Annotated in this window: 16 protein-coding genes; 6 read left to right on the top strand and 10 right to left on the bottom strand. The window is 59.5% G+C overall.

Annotation, left to right across the window (positions count from 1 at the left end; genetic code table 11):
* Positions 1 to 56: 56 nt before the first annotated feature.
* The 4 genes from GIR22_RS06385 to gap form a co-directional block, all read right to left on the bottom strand.
* Positions 57 to 2630, bottom strand: a complete 2574-nt coding sequence (locus tag GIR22_RS06385; RefSeq protein ID WP_154742505.1) for a TonB-dependent receptor — start codon at positions 2628 to 2630, stop codon at positions 57 to 59.
* Between the two features lie 116 nt (positions 2631 to 2746).
* Complete coding sequence (locus GIR22_RS06380) at positions 2747 to 3715, bottom strand: FecR domain-containing protein (RefSeq protein ID WP_178122125.1); 969 nt, start codon at positions 3713 to 3715, stop codon at positions 2747 to 2749.
* A gap of 83 nt (positions 3716 to 3798) precedes the next feature.
* Positions 3799 to 4317, bottom strand: coding sequence for a sigma-70 family RNA polymerase sigma factor (locus tag GIR22_RS06375; RefSeq protein WP_178122124.1), 519 nt, complete (start codon positions 4315 to 4317; stop codon positions 3799 to 3801).
* 227 nt (positions 4318 to 4544) lie between these two features.
* Entirely contained in the window at positions 4545 to 5546 is a 1002-nt protein-coding gene (gene gap, locus GIR22_RS06370) for a type I glyceraldehyde-3-phosphate dehydrogenase (protein ID WP_154742504.1), read from the bottom strand.
* A gap of 222 nt (positions 5547 to 5768) precedes the next feature.
* On the opposite strand from gap, the gene edd reads away from it, so the two are divergent.
* From edd to GIR22_RS06350, 4 genes are all read left to right on the top strand, one after another.
* Positions 5769 to 7595, top strand: coding sequence for a phosphogluconate dehydratase (gene edd / locus GIR22_RS06365; protein WP_154742503.1), 1827 nt, complete (start codon positions 5769 to 5771; stop codon positions 7593 to 7595).
* Positions 7592 to 8548: a glucokinase gene (locus GIR22_RS06360; RefSeq protein WP_178122123.1), complete on the top strand. Its 957-nt coding sequence runs from the start codon at positions 7592 to 7594 to the stop codon at positions 8546 to 8548. Before edd ends, GIR22_RS06360 begins: the two co-directional genes overlap by 4 nt.
* Before the next feature lie 72 nt (positions 8549 to 8620).
* The gene (locus tag GIR22_RS06355; RefSeq protein ID WP_178122122.1) at positions 8621 to 9352 is read left to right on the top strand and encodes a response regulator; all 732 of its coding nucleotides are present in this window, start codon (positions 8621 to 8623) and stop codon (positions 9350 to 9352) included.
* On the top strand, positions 9342 to 10811 hold the full coding sequence (locus tag GIR22_RS06350; protein WP_154742502.1) for an ATP-binding protein: 1470 nt from the start codon (positions 9342 to 9344) through the stop codon (positions 10809 to 10811). The genes GIR22_RS06355 and GIR22_RS06350 overlap by 11 nt, the downstream gene beginning before the upstream one ends.
* A 121-nt stretch (positions 10812 to 10932) precedes the next feature.
* Here GIR22_RS06350 and GIR22_RS06345 read toward each other — a convergent pair whose 3' ends face one another.
* Positions 10933 to 11862, bottom strand: coding sequence for an AraC family transcriptional regulator (locus GIR22_RS06345; RefSeq protein ID WP_154742501.1), 930 nt, complete (start codon positions 11860 to 11862; stop codon positions 10933 to 10935).
* A 327-nt stretch (positions 11863 to 12189) separates the two neighbouring features.
* On the opposite strand from GIR22_RS06345, the gene GIR22_RS06340 reads away from it, so the two are divergent.
* Together GIR22_RS06340 and GIR22_RS06335 are read left to right on the top strand one after the other, a co-directional pair.
* Entirely contained in the window at positions 12190 to 12531 is a 342-nt protein-coding gene (locus GIR22_RS06340; RefSeq protein WP_154742500.1) for an antibiotic biosynthesis monooxygenase family protein, read from the top strand.
* Between the two features lie 43 nt (positions 12532 to 12574).
* Entirely contained in the window at positions 12575 to 12820 is a 246-nt protein-coding gene (locus GIR22_RS06335) for a hypothetical protein (protein WP_154742499.1), read from the top strand.
* A 42-nt stretch (positions 12821 to 12862) separates the two neighbouring features.
* Here the strand turns inward: GIR22_RS06335 and GIR22_RS06330 are convergent, their stop codons facing one another.
* The 5 genes from GIR22_RS06330 to GIR22_RS06310 all read right to left on the bottom strand — a co-directional run bounded on the left by GIR22_RS06330 (position 12863) and on the right by GIR22_RS06310 (position 19939).
* Positions 12863 to 13483 (bottom strand): flavin reductase family protein, encoded by a 621-nt coding sequence (locus GIR22_RS06330; RefSeq protein ID WP_154742498.1) that lies wholly within the window; start codon positions 13481 to 13483, stop codon positions 12863 to 12865.
* A gap of 68 nt (positions 13484 to 13551) precedes the next feature.
* Complete coding sequence (locus GIR22_RS06325) at positions 13552 to 15063, bottom strand: trypsin-like serine peptidase (protein WP_246207939.1); 1512 nt, start codon at positions 15061 to 15063, stop codon at positions 13552 to 13554.
* Between the two features lie 280 nt (positions 15064 to 15343).
* Positions 15344 to 16663 (bottom strand): MFS transporter, encoded by a 1320-nt coding sequence (locus GIR22_RS06320; protein WP_154742497.1) that lies wholly within the window; start codon positions 16661 to 16663, stop codon positions 15344 to 15346.
* A 190-nt stretch (positions 16664 to 16853) separates the two neighbouring features.
* Positions 16854 to 18179: a sigma-54-dependent transcriptional regulator gene (locus GIR22_RS06315; protein ID WP_154742496.1), complete on the bottom strand. Its 1326-nt coding sequence runs from the start codon at positions 18177 to 18179 to the stop codon at positions 16854 to 16856.
* Entirely contained in the window at positions 18173 to 19939 is a 1767-nt protein-coding gene (locus GIR22_RS06310) for an ATP-binding protein (RefSeq protein ID WP_154742495.1), read from the bottom strand. The genes GIR22_RS06315 and GIR22_RS06310 overlap by 7 nt, the downstream gene beginning before the upstream one ends.
* Between the last annotated feature and the right edge of the window lie 89 nt (positions 19940 to 20028).

Below are 20028 nucleotides of genomic sequence, written 5' to 3'. Positions count from 1 at the left end.
CAGTAAAAAATCCTCACCCCTCCAGTGATAAAACTGAAGAGGCAAGTCTCTATGGGTCAGATGTCCCAGATCAGGTTGAGCGCAAAGTTGCGGCCCGGCTGGGTCAGCCGGTCCAGGCTGGCCGGGGAGGTCACACCCGCTTCGCCGACGCCGTCGTAGCTGCGCACGTCATCCCAATTCCAGTATTTTTTGTCGGTGAGGTTGTACAGGCCACCGTTGAGGGTCACCTCGTCGGTGACTTTGTAGAAACCGGTCAGGTCCACCACGCCAAAGCCGGGCGTCTTGAACGGGCCGTTGGCCTTATTGCCGTCGGGGGCGAAGAAGGTGCTGCTGTCGACGCGGTTTTGCTTCTTGACCAGGGTCCAACTGACCAGCGCGCCGTAGTTATCCTGGTCGTAACCCAGGCCGAATACACCCTTGAGCGGGTTGACGCTGTTCAGTGGCTCGCCGGTGTCGTCATTGCGGCCATGGGCATAGGCGATCGAACCCTGGGTATACAGGCCGTGAGGTGCGCCCAGTACATCGAGGTTCATGCGGCCTTTGACTTCCAGGCCCTTGATGGTGGCGTGCTTGATGTTGTTGGCCTGGAACTGTTCGATGGTGCCACCGGCCACCGAGGCGTCTTCGTTGATGAAGTCGCGGTACTTGTTATAGAACACTGCCACATCGAAGGAGCCGGACTCGAAGTTGCCGCGAATCCCGGTTTCGTAGCTTTTGCTGCGTTCCGGCTTGAGGTCCGGGTTAGGCTCGACCACGTAGCTTTCCTGCAGGTTTTCAAAGCGTCCATACAAGGCTTTGGCTGACGGCGTGCGGAAACCTTCGGCGTATTGGCCAAACCAGGTGTACTGCTCGGTGAGGGCGTAGGTCAGGCCGAACTTGGGCGAGACGCGGTGCCAGGTTTTCTTCTCATCGCTTACCGGATAATCGCCGTTCGGGTTGACGGTATTGAGGAACTCCTGGGTCAGCTTGGGTTTGAGCTGGGTGTAGTCGTAGCGCACGCTGGGCAGGAAGGTCCAGTGGTTCCAGGCGATCTGGTCCTGGGCAAACAGTGCGTAGGTATTGATAGTTGGGTCAGGGAAGTCGCTGGATTTCTTCACGCTGTCGGAGGCTTGCGGGCTAGGCGCACCAATTGCGGTACAGCCTGCGCCGACGGCCAGGCAGGTGGCGCTACCTTCCCGTGAACCGGTGACTTTTTGCTGCTTGAGGGTAGTGCCGTAGGTCACCAGGTGATCGGTTTCGCCTAGGCTGAAAGCTTTGTCGAACTGCGCGTCGAATACCCACTGTTTCTCTTCGTACAAGGTGTCGCGGCTGCGTAACACCTTGCGGGACGGCTGGTAGATTTCCTGGGTGCTCTGGTCGGTCTTGGCGATCTGGTAGTTGAGGCTGGTCTTGATGTGATCGGCAATCGGCGAGTCGAGCGTGAAGCGGTTCTCGATACCGAAGCGCTCGCGGGTGATGGTGTCGTTACCTTGGCGGCCACGGTAGAAGTTGAAACCTTGGCCGGCGTTAAATGGACCGCCCACCGCGCTTTTCTGATTGATGTCGCGGTCGTCCTTGAACTTTTCATAAGTCAGGCCCAGGCGATTTTCGTCGCCATAGTTCCAGCCCAGCTTGGCCAGCACGTTGGTGGTGCGAGCATCTTCGGGGTTGGCGCCGGTACGGGCCAGGCCGGTAGCGTTGTTGCCGTCGTAGGATTCGGCTTCATGGCCGTTGCGCTGGCTCAGGTGCAGCAAACCGTCGAAGTCCTCGACGCGGCCGGCGACAGTGCCGGAGGTCAGCCAGCTCTCGTCGGCGGAGCTGTAGCCAGTCTTGAGGCGCGCGCCGAAGTCCTGGCCGGGCTTGATGATGTCATTCGGGTCAAGGGTGAAGTAACTCACCGCACCACCGATGGCGTTGCTGCCATACAGGGCCGAGGCCGGGCCACGGAGGATTTCCACCCGCTTGACGATTTCCGGGTCGACATAGTTGCGACGGGTCTTGGCGTAGGGGCCGTTGAAGAAGTTGTCTGGCACTTCGACGCCGTCCACCTGGGTCAGGATGCGGTCGCCATCGATGCCGCGAATGTTGTAGCCGGCGTTGCCGGAGCGGCTGCCAGTACCGCTCACTGAAACACCCGGCTCGTAACGCACCAGTTCGCGAATGTTGTTCACGTTCTGGCGGTCCAGTTCCTGGCGGTCATGCACGCTGACCGTGCTGGGCACGCTGTTCACGTCCTGTTCCTGGCGGGTGGCGCTGATGGTGACTTGTTGCAGGGTGAGGGCGCTGCCAGCGGCACGCTTTTCCAGGACGATGTTGTTATTGCCCAATTTGCGGTAGCCCAGGTTGGTCCCCACCAACAGCCGGTCCAGGGCTTTCTCCGGTGTCAGCGAGCCGCGGGCGCCTGGAGAAGACACACCCTGGCCCAGCTCTGCAGGCAGGCCGACTTGCCAACCGGTCACCGTGGTGAAGGCGTTGAGAGCCGCGACCAGGGATTGCTGCTCGATACTGAAGCTGTAGTTGCCGTGGCTGCGGGTAGTTGGCTCGGTAGCGGCCAAGACCTGGGTCACCTGGCTTCCCGCCAGCAGGATGGCGGCGGTCAGCAGGGACAAGCCGTGGCGACGAGAAGAGGGCCGATTGAAACGAGAAGACATCGAGAGCGCTCCGGAAGTACGAATCTTATAGTTGCAAGCCCGATTCAAATAAGAATCAGTTGCATTGGCTATAACTAGACGTACCGCCGTGGGCTATCGCGTAAAAATAATTTGTATCAGTTGAGAATCACCAGCGCCGGGTATTCCGAGAGCGTGCTCGAGGTGATGTGGGCCAGGGAGCGCACCACGTCCAGCGGCTGGTCGAGGCGATAATTGCCGGTAACGTTGACGTTGGCCAACCGCTCGTTGTTGTTGACGATCCAGCCCGGGTAATAGCGTCGCAACTCGGCCAGCACTTCACTCATTGGGCAGTTTTCAAAGATCAGCCGGCCCTGGACCCAGGCCAGGTCCTTGTCGGCGTCAAGGCGGGCGGGTTGGCCGAAACCCCTGGGGCCGATGCGGATGCTTTCGCCAGCGCTCAGGCGCACCCGGGCGTCGTCGAAGGTGTTACTCAGGTCGACATCACCACGCTGTACCTGGACCTGGGCTTCGCCATTGAGGTAGCGCACGGCGAAGGCGGTATCACGCACCCGGGCTCGCACGGGGCCGGCGTCGATTTCCAGGGGCAGCCCGCGGTTGCCCACCACTTCGAAAAACGCTTCGCCCTGATACAAGCGGGCAATGCGTTGATGGTCATTGACGGTGCTGGAGAAGGCTGAATTGGTGTTGAGCAAAACTTTCGAACCTTCGTCCAATTGCAGGCGCTGACGTTCGCCGACCACGGTCAAATGGTCGGCCTGCAGGCGCACCGGCAGGCTGCTGAAACTAAACAACCCCAACAGCAGCACAGCGGCGGTGGCCAAGGGTTTCCAATGGGGTTTGAAACGGTGCCAGGTGCTGGGCTTGCGGGGCGCGTTGAGGGCCACGGCGGCGCTGTGTACTGGCGCGCCACCCCAGGCCGCCTGGGCCTTGCTGAACGCTTCAAGGTGCGACGGATCACTGGCCAGCCAGGCTTCGAGTTCGGCTTGCTGCCCGGGTTGGGGGCACTGCAGGGCGATCAGCCAGTCGAGGGCTTGGTCCATGGCCGCATGTTGCAACACCTCATGAGCCAGCTCATGGGGCTGCAGTTTATTCGGGTCCGTCACGGTGTTCCTCGGGTCTTCGCCACGTTTTATTCAATCGTCCTGCAGTTTTGGGCGTCAGTTCTGTCAGCGTTGTCCGACAAAGCTTAAAGGTGATCCAGCCGTTCGGCCACACCCACACAGATCGCCATGATCAATTTCAGTTCCTTTTGCACGGTGCTCAGGGAAACATCGAGCTGATCGGCAATCTCCTGGTAGCTGCAACCGTGCAGCCGGCTGAGGATGAAGATTTTCTGCTGACGGGCACTCAACTGGCCGAGGCTGATACTCAGGTGCTCCAGCAATTGCTCGGCCTGGGTTGCATCTTCAGGGGTAGTGACGGGAGAAGCGACGCTCTGCAGGATGTCCAGCGGTACATCTTCCTGCAACGTTCGGGCTTGAATCCGACGCGAGCGCAGGTGGTCCAGAGCCAGGTTGCGGGCCGTCTGGTAGACGAAGGGCTCGAGATGCTCGATCGGTCTTTCGCTCAGGGCCCGAGTGACACGCAGGTAGGTTTCCTGCAGCAGGTCCTCGGCGGTACTGTGGTTATTCACCATCCGCTGCAAGGTGCGCAGCAGAATGACCCGTTGGGTGAGGAAGACTTGATTGAAGCGAGATTGGCTCACAGTGATACCAGACCGATTTGCAGTAAATGATAATGCTTATCATCACTGCAAATGGCAAGTAGCGCTTCAGAGTGCGTACCACTGCTCGTTCCCACGCTCTGCGTAGGAATGCATCCCGTGACGCTCCGCGTCACCCGTGTCCAGGCTTGAGACTAGACGCAGAGCGTCCAGGGCTGCGCTCCCACGCAGAGCGTGGGAACGAGCAGGCCAGGGGGAGAGCATATGGTTTATTCGGCGTTACACAGCGCCAGGCAGTTATCCAGCATGCGGTTGGAGAAGCCCCATTCGTTGTCGTACCAGGCCAGGACCTTGAGCAGTTTGCCGCTGGATTTGGTGTGGTTGGCATCGAAAATCGACGACAACGGGTTATGGTTGAAGTCACTGGAAACCAGTGGCAGCGTGTTATAGCCGAGGACCTTCGAGTGCTGGCTGGCTTCCTTGAGCAACGCGTTGACTTCATCGGCCGACGCTTCGCGCTTCAATTGCACGGTCAGGTCCACCAGGGACACGTTGATCACCGGCACGCGAACGGCCATGCCGGTCAGCTTGCCTGCCAGTTCCGGCAGTACCAGGCCTACCGCTTCGGCAGCACCGGTCTTGCTCGGAATCATGTTCTGGGTGGCCGAGCGGGCGCGGTATGGGTCGGTGTGATAAACATCAGTCAGGTTCTGGTCGTTGGTGTAGGCGTGGATGGTGGTCATCAAGCCGCTTTCGATGCCCAGCTCACGGTGCAGCACCTGGGCAACCGGCGCCAGGCAGTTGGTGGTGCAGGATGCGTTGGAGATGATCTGGTGGGATTGACGCAAAATGTCATGGTTTACGCCGTAGACCACCGTGGCGTCAGCGCCTTTGGCTGGCGCCGAGATGATCACTTTGCGGGCGCCAGCGCTAATATGGGCGGCGGCCTTGGCGCGGTCGGTGAACAGGCCGGTACACTCGAAGACCACATCGATTTTTTCCGCAGCCCAAGGTAGATCGGCCGGGTTGCGAATGGCACTGACGGCGATCCGGTCGCCATTGACGGTCAGGCTTTCCTGATCATGGGCGACCTCTGCATCGAAGGTGCCGTGGACGGTGTCGTACTTGAGCAGGTGGGCATTGATCGCGCTGTCGCCTAAATCATTGATGGCAACGATCTGCAAATCCTGGCGGTAACCTTGGGTATAAAGTGCGCGCAGGACATTACGGCCAATACGGCCAAAACCATTGATTGCGATTCGAAGAGTCATTAGGAAAGCGCCTGTCGTCGATTTGTTGTAAGAATTACAAGATTATTCGCATAAAAATAGAAAACAAGCCTTTTTAGTGGCAATATTTTGTTCAATCTACAACGAGTGACCTGAATCAACTGGTCCGATGATTCAAACGACACCCTGCCATCCCATGAGCTGCGGGCGTTTGATCAGTATAGGAACGAGGGTCGCCACATCCGTTAGCCTGGAGTTCTACACATGCATCCCCGCGTACTTGAGGTCACCGAACGGCTTATTGCCCGTAGCCGCGCCACCCGTGAGGCTTACCTTGCGCTTATTCGCGGCGCTGCCAGCGACGGCCCGATGCGTGGCAAGCTGCAATGCGCCAACTTCGCCCATGGCGTGGCGGGTTGCGGTACTGAAGATAAACACAGCCTGCGAATGATGAACGCTGCCAATGTGGCAATTGTTTCGTCATATAACGACATGCTCTCGGCGCACCAGCCCTACGAGCATTTCCCCGAGCAAATCAAAAAGGCCTTGCGCGAGATCGGCTCCGTCGGTCAGTTCGCCGGTGGCACCCCGGCCATGTGCGACGGCGTGACCCAAGGCGAGCCGGGCATGGAACTGAGCCTGCTGAGCCGTGAAGTGATCGCCATGTCCACGGCGGTAGCGCTGTCCCATAACATGTTTGATGCCGCGCTGATGCTGGGGATCTGCGACAAGATCGTCCCTGGCCTGATGATGGGAGCCCTGCGTTACGGGCACCTGCCAATGGTCTTCGTTCCGGGTGGACCAATGCCATCGGGGATTTCCAATAAGCAGAAGGCCGACGTGCGCCAGCGCTATGCCGAAGGCAAGGCCACCCGCGAAGAGCTGCTGGAATCGGAGATGAAGTCCTATCACAGCCCCGGCACCTGCACCTTCTACGGCACTGCCAACACCAATCAGTTGCTGATGGAAGTCATGGGCCTGCACTTGCCGGGCGCTTCGTTCGTCAACCCCTACACACCGCTGCGTGACGCACTGACCCGCGAAGCCGCGCATCAGGTCACGCGGTTGACCAAGCAAAGTGGCGCATTCATGCCCATTGGCGAGATCGTCGACGAAAAGTCCCTGGTCAACTCCATCGTCGCCCTCAACGCCACCGGCGGTTCCACCAATCACACCCTGCACATGCCGGCCATTGCCATGTCGGCGGGCATCATCCTGACCTGGCAGGACATGGCCGACCTCTCCGAGGTGGTGCCAACCCTGTCCCATGTTTATCCGAACGGCAAAGCCGACATCAACCACTTCCAGGCGGCGGGCGGCATGTCGTTCCTGATCCGCGAACTGCTGGAAGCCGGCTTGCTGCATGAAGACGTCAATACCGTGGCCGGTCATGGCCTGAGCCGCTACACCAAGGAGCCGTTCCTGGTGGACGGCGAACTGATCTGGCGCGACGGCCCTATCGAGAGCCTCGATGAAACCATCTTGCGCCCTGTGGCCCGGGCGTTTTCGCCGGAAGGCGGGTTGCGGGTGATGGAAGGCAACCTCGGTCGCGGTGTGATGAAGGTCTCCGCCGTGGCCCTTGAACATCAAATCGTCGAAGCCCCGGCCGTGGTGTTTCAGGATCAGCAGGACCTGGCCGACGCCTTCAAGGCCGGCCAGTTGGAGAAGGACTTTGTCGCGGTGATGCGCTTCCAGGGCCCGCGCTCCAACGGCATGCCGGAACTGCACAAAATGACGCCGTTCCTTGGGGTGCTGCAGGACCGTGGCTTCAAGGTGGCGCTGGTGACAGACGGGCGTATGTCCGGCGCCTCGGGTAAGATCCCGGCGGCGATTCATGTCAGCCCCGAGGCCCAGCGCGGTGGTGCGCTGGCACGTGTACGCGATGGCGATATCATCCGTGTGGATGGCGTCCAAGGCACCTTGGAGCTTAAGGTAGACGCCGAAGAATTTGCAGCGCGCGCACCTGCCGCCGGCCTGCTGGGCAATAACGTGGGGGCCGGTCGCGAGCTGTTTGCATTTATGCGCCTGGCCGCAAGCTCCGCAGAGCAGGGTGCCAGCGCCTTTACGTGTGCCCTGGAGAGTCTTAAGTGAAGCTTGCGCTGGTTGGTGATATTGGTGGTACCAACGCCCGTTTTGCGTTGTGGCGGGATCAGCAACTGCACTCGATCCGCGTCCACGCAACGGCGGATCACGCCAGCCCCGAGGAAGCCATCCAGGCCTACCTCAAGGAAGAAGGCCTGGAGCCTGGCGCCGTTGGTGCGGTCTGCCTGTCGGTGGCGGGGCCGGTAAGTGGTGATGAATTCAAGTTCACCAACAACCACTGGCGTCTTGGCAAAACGGCTTTTTGCAAAACCTTGCAGGTAGATGAGTTACTGCTGGTCAATGACTTTTCAGCCATGGCCCTGGGTATGACTCGCCTGCAGCCCGACGAGTTTAGGGTGGTCTGTGAAGGTACGCCGGAGCCGCTGCGCCCGGCGGTGGTGATCGGTCCGGGCACCGGTCTGGGCGTGGGCACCCTGCTGGATCAGGGCGCCGGGCGTTGGGCGGCGTTACCGGGGGAGGGCGGCCATGTCGACCTGCCCTTGAGCAGCCCGCGGGAAACCCAGTTGTGGCAGCACATCTACAATGAGATCGGCCATGTCAGTGCCGAAACTGTGTTGAGCGGCGGGGGGCTGCCTCGTTTGTATCGGGCGATCTGTGCCGTGGACGGTCATGCACCCGTGCTGGAAACCCCCGAGGCCGTGACTGCGGCGGGCCTGGCCGGCGATCCGGTAGCCCTGGAAGTGCTGGACCAGTTCAGCATCTGGCTTGGCCGAGTGGCCGGTAATAACGTACTGACCACCGGAGGGCGTGGTGGGGTGTATATCGTAGGAGGGGTGGTCCCCCGGTTTGCCGATTTCTTTATCACAAGTGGTTTTGCCAAGAGCTTTGGCGACAAAGGCTGCATGAGCGACTACTTCAAGGGCATCCCCGTATGGCTGGTGACGGCACCGTATTCCGGGTTGACCGGTGCTGGTGTTGCACTGGAGCAGGCATTTGCGTAAGCAGTGAGGCCGGCAAGATCGACACATGATCCAGTAACGCCCTGCACCACCCATAACAACAAGGAGGACCCTGTGAGCGTAATCAGTAAATCCATTCTCTTGGTTGACGACGACCAGGAAATCCGCGAATTGCTGCAAACCTACCTCTGTCGCGCCGGTTTTCAGGTCCGTGGCGTGTCGGATGGTGCAGGGTTTCGCCAGGCGATGAATGAGGCACCGTGCGACTTGGTGATCCTTGATGTGATGCTGCCGGACGAAGATGGCTTCAGTCTTTGTCGCTGGGTTCGTCAGCACCCGCGTCAGGCGCAGGTGCCAATCATCATGCTCACCGCCAGCTCCGACGAAGCCGACCGGGTGATAGGCCTGGAACTGGGCGCCGACGACTACATCGGCAAGCCGTTCAGCCCGCGTGAACTACAGGCCCGCATCAAGGCCCTGTTACGCCGTGCCCAGTTCGGGCAGGAGCGCAACGGTGGCGAAGTGTTGGTGTTTGATGAATGGCGCCTGGATATGATCAGCCATCGCTTGTTCCACCTGGACGGTGAAGAAGTGATTCTCTCCGGCGCCGACTTTGCCTTGTTGAAACTGTTCCTCGACCACCCCCAGCAAATCCTCGACCGCGACACCATCGGCAACGCCACCCGGGGCCGCGACTTGATGCCGTTGGACCGCATCGTCGACATGGCCGTCAGCCGTTTGCGCCAACGGCTGCGGGACACCGAAAAACCACCTCGGCTGATACGTACGGTGCGCGGCAGCGGTTACCAACTGGCAGCCAGTGTGGTTGCCAGCAATGCCCACTGAACACCCGAACGAACTGCGTCGGCGGGTTCCGGTACCCCGCTCGCTGTTGGGGCGGATGCTATTGCTGACCCTGCTGGCGGTGTTGTTTGCCCAGGCCTTGTCCAGCGTGATCTGGGTCTCACAATTACGCGCCACTCAGTTGGAAGGCCTGGTCACCAGCGCCCGCAGCCTGGCTCATTCGATGACCGCCAGCGTCAGCTATTTCCGCTCCTTGCCGGTGGCTTTTCGCCCGTTGGTGCTGGACCAATTGCGCAGCATGGGCGGTACCCGGTTTGTGGTGACTCTCAACGACAAACCCCTGGGCATGGAGGTGTTGCCTGAGACCCCGCGCAAGTTTGCGGTGCTGGGTGCGGTGCAAGAAGTGCTGCGCCAGACCCTGGGCAACGATGTGCATCTCTCGGTGGAATTTGTCAGCGCCGAAGACTTGCGGATCTTCAACGCCGGTTTGAAGCTCGACGAATTGCCGCGCTCCTGGGCGCATTACGCCCTGACCCTGGAACCGGTCAATCCGCCGGTGCTGGTGACCCAGATCCAGCTGGCTCCCGGCGAGTGGCTATACATCGCCTCGTTGTTGCCTGAGCCCTATACCAGCCTTGAAGAACCAGGCCTGCCGGCCCAGCAGGTCTGGTTTATCGTACTGACCAGCACGTTCCTGCTGTTGTTTATCGGACTGCTGGTGCACTGGCAAAGCCGTCCGCTCAAGCGTCTGGCGCGGGCGGCGCGGAATATGTCCCTGGGCGCCGACGTTGAACCGGTGGCCGAAGGCGGTGGCAGTGAAGTGGTGGAAGTGGGCCGGGCCTTCAATGCCATGCGCGAACGCATCAGCCGTTACCTGACCGAGCGCAGTCAATTGTTCAGCGCCATTTCCCATGACCTTCGCACACCTATCACGCGCCTGCGGTTGCGTGTGGAGTTGCTGGAGGATGAACAACTGCAAATCAAGTTCGGCCGGGACCTGGATGAGTTGGAGTTGTTGGTAAAAGGTGCGCTGCAATGCGTGAAGGACACCGATATTCACGAGAACATCGAACCGGTAGACCTCAATTACGTGCTCGATTGCCTGGTGGAGCCTTACCTGGCCCCCAGCGGCAACGGCCGGGTCACTCAACAGGGAAGGGCACTGGCGGTTTATCCGGGCAAACCGTTGGCACTCAAGCGCTGCATTGGCAATCTGATCGATAACGCCTTGAAGTATGGGCAAAACGCTCATTTGCATATTGAAGATGACGGTGTGGAGTTCATCCTGCACGTTGATGACGAAGGGCCTGGTGTGCCCGAGCAGCGCATGGAGCAAGTTTTCGAACCGCACTTCCGCCTCGCCGGCCAGCAGCAGGGCTACGGCCTGGGCCTGGGCATCGCCCGCAATATTGCCCATAGCCATGGGGGTGAAGTGAGTTTGCAGAATTTGCGCGAGGGTGGGTTACGGGTGACCTTGCAACTGCCCCGAGGCCTGGACTGAGGTCTTTCAATGGACCTAGCCGCTGCCGAAGCACGAGGTTGCGATAAGGGCCGCAGGACCTTCAACAATTTCAAGGCCTCAGGCGACTGCTGCGCAGCCGATCGCAGGCTACAAGTGTGGGTTAGACGCTCTGGCGTAACCGCGCCAAATCCCGTAACGGTGGCGCACCAAACAGCCGGCTGTATTCACGACTGAACTGCGAGGGGCTTTCATATCCCACCCGATAGCCCGCTGCCGAAGCCTCCAGGCCTTCGGCAAGCATCAGGCGCCGGGCTTCCTGCAAACGCAGTTGCTTCTGGTATTGCAGCGGGCTCATGGCCGTCATGGCCTTGAAGCGATGGTGCAAGGTCGAGACACTCAGGTTCACTTCCTTGGCCAGGTCATCAATGCGCAGCGCTTGTTCGTAGTTGCCGTTCAGCCACTTGATCGCCTGGCTGACCCGATGGCTCTGACTATTGGCCACGGCAATTTCATACAGTCGATAACCCTGCGGACCACGCAGCAAACGGTAAAGAATTTCCCGGTTGATCAGCGGCGCGAGCATGTCGATGTCTTTGGGCGTATCCAAAAGGCGGGTCAAACGCAGCACGGCGTCGAGCAATTGGTTGTCGATGCGGTCGACATACATGCCACGGGATGTCGGGCGCGACGGCACACCCATCGGGCCGGCTTCGGCGATCAGCGCGGTGAGCTGGGCCGGGTCGATATTGATGCGCACCGACAGGTTCGGCTCTTCCGGGGTGGCATGAATGATCCGACCAGCCACCGGCATCGCGACCGAGAACACCAGGTAGTTGAGCGGGTCGTAGGCGAAGATTTCGTCAGCCAGGCGCACTTCCTTGCTGCCGCTGGCCAGGATGCACAGGGCAGGCTCCACCAGCACTGGCATGAAGTCGCGCGGCGCGTTGTGGCGGTTCAGGTAAAGCGTTGTGATCGCCGTGCCGTAGGAGCCATCTTCCCAGGTATGCCGGTGCACGATACTGGCCAGTTCGGCGCGCTGTTTTTCCATCTCGGCATCGAGAGGTGTGGGCTTTTGTTCGGGCGGCGGCATGGGGCGTCCTCTACAGGCTGCTTTGATGGGGTCAGCTTAGTGACGGCTATTCAAACAGTGTTACGTCGATTCTGCACAATCCTTGCCTGATCCTGCGACACATCGTGAATCAGGCAAGCAGTGGGCCTGTCATCTCCCTGAAACAAGGCGTTGGTCCTTGGAATAAACCTGCGGGCCAAACGTCCTGTCTACGCTTCTCACAGGATTGTGCAATAAGCCGGCAGGAATCGACTAACCGCGTGCCCACTCGCGCCGCTATCTTTGATCCTGTGGCAACACGCCCTCACAGTGCTTGCCGAGCATCACTTCTCAACGGGAGAGTCGAACATGTCCACCCCCATTCCCGCGAGCCATATGGCCTTTATCCGCGCCCGCACTGGGTGCAGCACCGAACTGGGTGCACGCTTGAGCAGTTTGATCGAACCGGGCCGCGAGGCTCAGGGTTGCCTGCAATTCTCGTTGCAGCATTCTCAGGTCGATCCCGATGTATGGCTGGTCTCGGGTTTCTGGAGCAGCGAGCAGGCGATGAGCGCCTACTTCAACTCTCCGGCCCTGATGATCTTCACTGAGTTGTTGAACGACATGGTTGTGCGCAGCATGGACTTCCAGACCTTCACCGATGCATCCGCTGCGCACGCCTACGGGGAGTATCTGCAGCTCGCTGGTTGAGAGGTTAGAATGGCCAACTTTTCCATTGCCCAGGACCTGCAACATGGCACGTAAAGAGTTTGCCCACCACGAAGCCGTATCCGCCGTAGTACCGGGAGAAGGTGGCTACAGCGCCGCTATCGCCATCAAGGCACTGGATGGCATGGGCGCACCGCGCTTTCACAAGATTCTTGATGAACACACGTTCAAGACCGCCGACGACGCCGACGACGCTGCTGCCCAGCAACTTGAGCGGTTGATCGATGTGGATGAAGAAGGCCAGTTGGCCTGGGCAACGGTGGTCAGCTAAACCGGGTACTTTCTACAATTGTCATCGCAGGTGGCATTCCAATCATCGCGGCCGGTGCATCTTGAACAACGCCTCAGGCCCCAACTGAAAGTAATCCGCCGGGCCGCCGCCGCGCAGTATCGGCTCGGCGGCGGCGGTGTCATACACCCCATCCTTGAGTAGCCACTTGGCAATGTGTACGGCGACCACCTCGCCAAGCACCAGCCAGCTTGGCACCGGCTCCTTGTCGGCGCGTTGCAGCTGGATAATCTGCGTCACCTTGCACTCGAACGACACCGGGCTCTCACCCACCCGAGGCACGGCAATCACTTTCGAGGCCACCGGCGTCAGGCCGGCTAATTCAAACTCGTTGATCTCGGGAGAAACGGGCGTGCAGCTCTGGTTCATCTGCTCGGCCAGTGGTCGCGTTGCCAGGTTCCACACAAACTCGCCGGTCTGTTCGATATTGTTCAGGCTGTCTTTGCGCCCGACACTGGAAAAACCAATGATCGGTGGAATGTAATTGAAGGCGTTGAAGAAACTGTAGGGCGCCAGATTCAGGCGGCCTTCGCTGTCGTGTGACGAAATCCAGCCAATCGGCCGTGGGCCTACGATCGCGTTGAACGGATCGTGGGGCAGGCCGTGGCCGTTGGCGGGTTCGTAGAAGTGGATATCATCGGGCATGACCGGGGTTCCTGCTGGGGGTTCTGGGAGGGCACTATAGTGCAAGGCGTGGCGATTGATTTCTACGGTCAAGTGGAGGGTGATACTCGCGTCGGTTGCGTGAGGGGGCAGTGCGTTGATTTTTCGATCACATCCCTGCGTGTGGCCGAGGGTTGTCCCGCCGCGTTGCGCGCATAGCTGCACACTGTGACGGGGAGTTGTGAGGCCTGGTAGGCAATGCTACCGGTCGTTCGCGTGTAGCGAGGGTCATCGCTGTCTGCGCAGGACGCGGCGCGTGAAGGCTCGACATAGGCGTAAGAGTGCAGGAAGCCTATATGTGAGGCATCCCAGTCTATCCGGTAGTCCACGCTGACCTGCGGGGCTGGCGTCTCAGGAGTCAGGAAAACGGCGTGCGTAAACGCATTGTGTAACAAGGCGGGCGTCAACCGCTGGTTGCGGCTTGTCAGGCCGATGATGCACAACACATGTGCGCCGAGTGCCGGACCGATGGCTTCGTTGATGTAGGCGTCCGTTGCGCTGACTGCCGTGTAGTAGCCCTGGGAGTTTTTACAAGCCTTGACGCTATCGGTGGCCTTGAAACGATAGAACGGGTCCTGGGTCGAGAACCGGATGTTCCAAATGGGCCAGATACTTTGCCCGGCTTGGCCCTGCTGCATGTGAACAAACGGTGGCAGATTCCACGGCTCCTCCAGGGTTATCTCGACGGGCTTGAGCTGACAATCGGTAGTGTCGTTTTTGAACACTCCATCGACGAAACAATGGCGCAGGGCGTCGGCCGAATAGCTGTAGTTGAATTTGGCGGCTTCACAGGCAGAGGTATTTTGGCAGTTTTTGAGCAGGTCTTTTTTGATCACGGCCGAAACCTTGCTGACGATGCTGGTGACCTCGTTAGTCTGACGATCCAGCATCGGGCTGCCGGAACTACCGTACTGAAGGTCACTGCAACGGTTTTTCATGGCGCCGGGGAAGACACCAGGATGCTCGACAAAATCGCCTGCGGGTGACTCCTTGCAGGCGCTCATGCGCAAACCGTTCAATCGAAACCCGGCCGGGGAGCCCACGTTGATCACCTCGCGCTCACCGGCATACTGATGGGTAGCGGCAAGTTTGAGGGGCATGATGCCGTCGGAGATAAGCGTAGCCAGTGAGTCATCCAGCTCTAGAATCGCCAGGTCGGTGCCGACCATGCTGCTCCAACGGGCTATTTTGATATTAAAGGTTTGGTGTTTTTCGGGGGTATCGGTGAAGTAAAGGAAGGTAATGTTCGCATCCATGGCCTGGTTGATGCGTGCCGAACCGTAGCTGAAGAACACGCAATGCCCGCTGGTCAGTACATAGGCTGGACCGACGGCTTCGTTTTGTCGGTTACGGGTATCGAGCAAAACTGCGTTACAGGTTTGATCTATAGCGTTTTTCAAACGGCCGATACCGGACCAGAGGGCATAGCGTTGGTTATGGTTCTGCAATGCCATAGAGGGAGCCTGATCGGCCAACCCTTCTGCCAGATCTCTGGCATGGGTTTGGCCGGCGATGCATTGCAGCGCAAAAAATAGAATGGGGATAAAGTAGTGGAGCAACATGTCAGGTCCTTGGTAGGCGGCTCAGTAATGGGTCGCGCCAGTTTTACCTAACCTGTTGGCTCAAGGTGACCTGCATAGCTATAGAATCAAAGCCTGTTTTTCATATTGAGAAAAGCCTCTGTCACGCCGCCCGAAAAGGGTGGTAAATATTGATATTGCATACAAAAGCGCCGGTTTTTCAGATGTGTGTGCTTACACGAACATCTGAAAAAAACCGGCGCTTTTGTTGCTGTATGTCCGCAGTTCTGTAAAGAACCTTTTGGGTGTCTGCCGACCCCTTTTAGTCCGTAGTAATCCGCGAATGTTTGCGGGTGTCCTTCATGGTCACGTAGACCACCAGTGACACTGCAATACACGCGGTCACGTACCAGTAGTAACCGGTTTCCATGCCGATGCTCTTGAACCACAGCGCGATGTATTCAGCGGTACCACCAAAGATCGATACGGTCAGGGCATAAGGCAAACCAACGCCTAGGGCACGGATCTCGGTAGGGAACAACTCGGCCTTCACCACGGCGTTGATCGAGGTGTAGCCGCTGACGATGATCAGCGCGGCCATGATCAGGAAGAACGCACCCCACCAGGACTGGATGGTGTGCAGGGTGGTGAGGATCGGTACGGTGAACAGGGTGCCGAGGACGCCGAAGGCGATCAGGATTGGTCGACGACCGACCTTGTCCGACAGCCCGCCGACGATGGGTTGCAGGCACATGAACAGGAACAGTGTGGCCGCCGAAATGGTGGTGGAGTCGGAGATGCTCATGCCGACAGTGTTCACCAGGTATTTCTGCATGTAGGTGGTGTAGGTGTAGAACGCCAGGGTGCCGCCCATGGTCAGGCCGACCACGGTCATCAGTTCCTTGGGATGGCGCATTAAGGTGCGCATGGCGCTTTCCTTGGCTTTTTCTTTCTTGGTGAACGACTCGGTTTCTTCCATGCCGCGACGCAGGTACAGCGCGACCACTGCACACAAGGCGCCAATGGCGAACGGAATGCGCCAGCCCCAGGCGTAGAGTTGTTCGGTGGTCAGGGTTTGTTGCAGGATGATCAGTACAGCCAAGGCAATGAGCTGGCCCGAGATCAGGGTTACGTATTGGAAGCTGGAGAAAAAGCCGCGACGCTCTTTGGTGGCCATCTCGCTCAGATAAGTGGCCGAGGTGCCGTATTCACCACCTACCGACAAGCCCTGTAACAGACGGGCAAACACCAGGAGGATCGGTGCGCCGATGCCGATAGTCTCGTAACTGGGGGTCAAGGCAATCAACAGGGAGCCGAAGCACATCAGCAATACCGAAGCCATCAGCGCAGCTTTACGACCTTTTCGGTCGGCATACAGGCCCATCAACCAGCCACCGATAGGCCGCATCAGGAAGCCTACGGCAAAGATCGCAGCGGTGTTCATCAGTTGTGCCGTGGAGGAGCCGGCAGGGAAGAAACTCTTGGCGAAGTACAGTGAGAAAGCGGCGTAGACATACCAGTCGTACCACTCGACCATGTTGCCGACCGAACCACTGAAAATCGACTTGATACGGCTGGTGGTGGTGCGCTCTTTCGCTGGCGCAGCCGCCGACCCCAGAGGCAGGGTATTGGAGTTATCCATTGAAGGATCCTTCATCTAATTGTTTTTGTGGGGCGCGCGCAAGCGCAGCTTGGTAAGGGCTATAGCAGGAGCTGTGCCAAGTAGATGAAGGCCCGCTCTAGAGGGGTTGCAGGATTTTATTGAGCGGAAAGTCGCTGATGTTTGGTGTGTGATGAGCGGAAAACCGCTCACTCATACTACGAAGGCCTGGTTAGAGGAAGGTGTCCCGCGCCAAGCCATGGCGTTGCAGCTTTTCATTGAACGTGCGCCGGGGTAGTTGTAGCTCGGCCAGCACGGCCTTGATATCGCCTTTGTGCCGGGTCAACGCGGCTTTCAGGCAATGCGCTTCAAACGCCTCTTGCTGCGCTGCCAACGATTGCCCGGCTTCGATGCCTTCCGGTTCCGGTTCACCCAGCCCGAGTACCTGGCGCTCGGCGACGTTGGCCAGCTCGCGTACATTGCCAGGCCAGTCATGGCTGAGCAGTCGCCCCAGTTGCGGTCCGCTCAGCGACGCAAAGCTGCGGCCCAGGCGTTCGGCGGCACTCTGGGCAAAGTGTTCGAACAGCAGCGGAATATCTTCCCGGCGCTCGCGCAAGGGTGGCAGGCGCAGTTGCGCGACGTTCAGCCTGTAAGCCAGGTCTTCGCGAAAGCGCCCGGCCCGGGCTTCTTCCAACAGGTCCGGCTTGGTGGCAGCGATGATCCGCAAGTCCACATGAATGCTCTGGTTGGAACCCAGCCGCTCCAGCTTCTGCTCTTGCAACACTCGCAACAGTTTCACCTGCTGGGCCAGGGGCATGCTTTCTATTTCATCGAGAAACAAGGTGCCGCCGTGGGCGTATTCCAGTTTACCGATGCGTTTGCCCTGGGCGCCGGTGAAGGCGCCGCTTTCGTGGCCGAACAGTTCGGCCTCAAACAACTGCTCGGGGATTGCCGCGCAATTGAGCGCCACGAAGGGCTTCTTCGCCCGAGGCCCGAAATCATGCAGGCAGCGGGCGACCAGCTCCTTGCCGCTGCCGGTTTCGCCACGGATCAACACGTTGACCGGCAAGGTCGCCAGGTCCAGTACCTGGCGTCGCAGGTTTTGCAAACCGCGGGACACCCCCAGCAAGCTCGATTCCAGTTTGGCCCGATGATCGGCCTGTTGATGAAGACGGCGGTTCTCCAGGATCAGCCCGCGCTTGTCCAGCGCCCGGCGCAGGCTGTTGAGCAATGTATCGGGGCTGAAGGGTTTTTCAAGGAAGTCGTAGGCGCCATCGCGCATGGCTTCGACAGCCATCGGTACATCGCCATGGCCCGTCAGCAGAATCACCGGCAAGTCGGCATCGAGCCGCTGAACTTCGGCCAGAAATTCCAGGCCGCTGAGGCCCGGCATGCGTACGTCGCTGAGAATCACCCCGGGAAAATCCCTGGGCAGTTGCAGCAGGCATTCTTCGGCACGGCTGAACAACTGCACCTCGAAGCCCGACAGGCTCAGCCATTGCTCGACGGCCGTGCGGATGCTGGCTTCGTCATCGACCACAATCACCGCATTCAACATAGCTCAGGTGTCTCCAGGGCGATGGGTAAGGTCAGGGTGAAGATCGCGCCGTCACCTTGGTTGGCGGCGCCGAGGCGACCGCCCAGTTCGTGGACGATAGCGTAAGACACCGCCAGCCCCAAGCCGAGCCCGTCGCCCACAGGTTTAGTGGTGAAGAACGGGTCGAACACGTTATTGAGGTGTTCCTCGGCAATGCCGCCACCGCTGTCGATGACGGTCAGCCTCCACAATTGTTGATCGGCATGCAGGCGGATTTCCAGGCGTTTGTGCGGTTTGTCGGCCATGGCATCCAGGGCATTGCGCAGCAAGTTGATCAACACTTGTTCCAGGCGAATCGCATCGCCTCGTACCCACGCTGGACGAGTCAAGTCCAGCAGCGTGCCGATGGCTTCGTCCCGCAGGCGGGCGTCGAGCAAAAGCAGGGACTGGTCCACCACTGTTGCAAGATCCAGGCGTTCACGCAGGCCGCTGGGGCTTTTGCGGGCGAATGTCTTGAGATGGCCAGTGAGGGCCGCCATGCGGGTGAGCATATCGTCCAGTGGCGTCAGGGCTTTGTAGGCGTCATCCACCCGACCGTGATCCAGCAGCAGCCTCAGAGTAGCAAGCTGCATCCGCTGGGCAGTCAGTGGCTGGTTGATTTCGTGGGCGAGGGCCGCGGACATCTGCCCCAGTGCAGCCAGCTTGGCCGACTGCACCAGGCCATCCTGGGCGGTGCGCAGGGCGCGGGTGCGTTCGTCCACCAATAGCTCGAGCTCTTCCCGGCTGCGCTGGCGCAGCCGGGCCAGGCGCCAGCGCTGGGTCAGGAACAGCAGCAGGAACACCAGGGCCAACCATGAACCGGCAGCGGCGAGGCCGGCATTACGTTGGTCTTCAAAGGCAACCTGGGGTTTGCGCAACAGGTGCAAGGTCCAACCCTCGGCCTTCAACGGCAGGGTTTCCCAGATGTACTGGGCGTTGCTCTCGGGGCCGACGACACGCATCAAGTGGCTATTGTCGCCAAAGTGCTGCAAGACTTGGGTGTCCAGGGGCAATAGGGTTTTTTTGTCGTATTGCCGGGTGGCCTTGAGCTCGGCGTGGTCGTTGTCTGACAGCGGGCGCAAGGCGCGATAGCGCCAGTCTGGCTGATTGGCGATAAACACGATGCCCCGGGCGTCGCTGACCAGCAGCAGGTCATTACCCTGGGCCCACTCGTGCTCCAGCTCCGGAAACTCCAACTTGACCACCATGGCGCCAATGAACTGCTGGCGTTCGTCCAGCACCGCGCTGGACAAGAAGTAACCCGGTACCCCGGTGGTCACCCCCACCGCGTAAAAGTGCCCGGTGCCCTGGCTCAGGGTCTGTTGGAAATAGGGACGAAACGCATAGTTGTGCCCCACATAACTGCTGGGCAGGTTCCAGTTGCTGGCGGCCACGGCCAGGCCGTTGCGGTCCATCAACTCCAGAGTAGAAGACTGGGCGGCGTCGTTGATACGTTCCAGCTTACGGTTGAGCAGGTCCTGGGTGCTGGTGTCCAGCGGACCCTTCAAGGCGCTGATCATTTCCGAGTCCAGCGCCAACACGGCAGGCAGGGCACGGTAACGCTCGATCAGGGTGTGCAGGGAGTTGGCATACAAAGCCAACTGTTGATTGGCGCGGGCGGCATCGTCCGCCAGAGCCTGGCGTTCGGCATGGCGTATGGCTGTACTTGCGGCGAGTACGGTGCCAGCGACGATCAGCAGGGTATAGAAAGTCAAACGCAATGGGCGGGGGATCGCGATCATATGCAGATGAACAGGGCAATTAGGGGCGTGCACCATAGCATGCGCAATAAAAAAGGCGACCGGGCCTGTAGTCCCGGTCGCCTTTTTCC

Source organism: Pseudomonas karstica (assembly GCF_009707515.1).
Taxonomy (GTDB): domain Bacteria; phylum Pseudomonadota; class Gammaproteobacteria; order Pseudomonadales; family Pseudomonadaceae; genus Aquipseudomonas; species Aquipseudomonas karstica.
The sequence above is the reverse complement of the archived record's forward strand: the minus strand, read 5'-3'. Positions and strand labels throughout refer to the sequence as shown.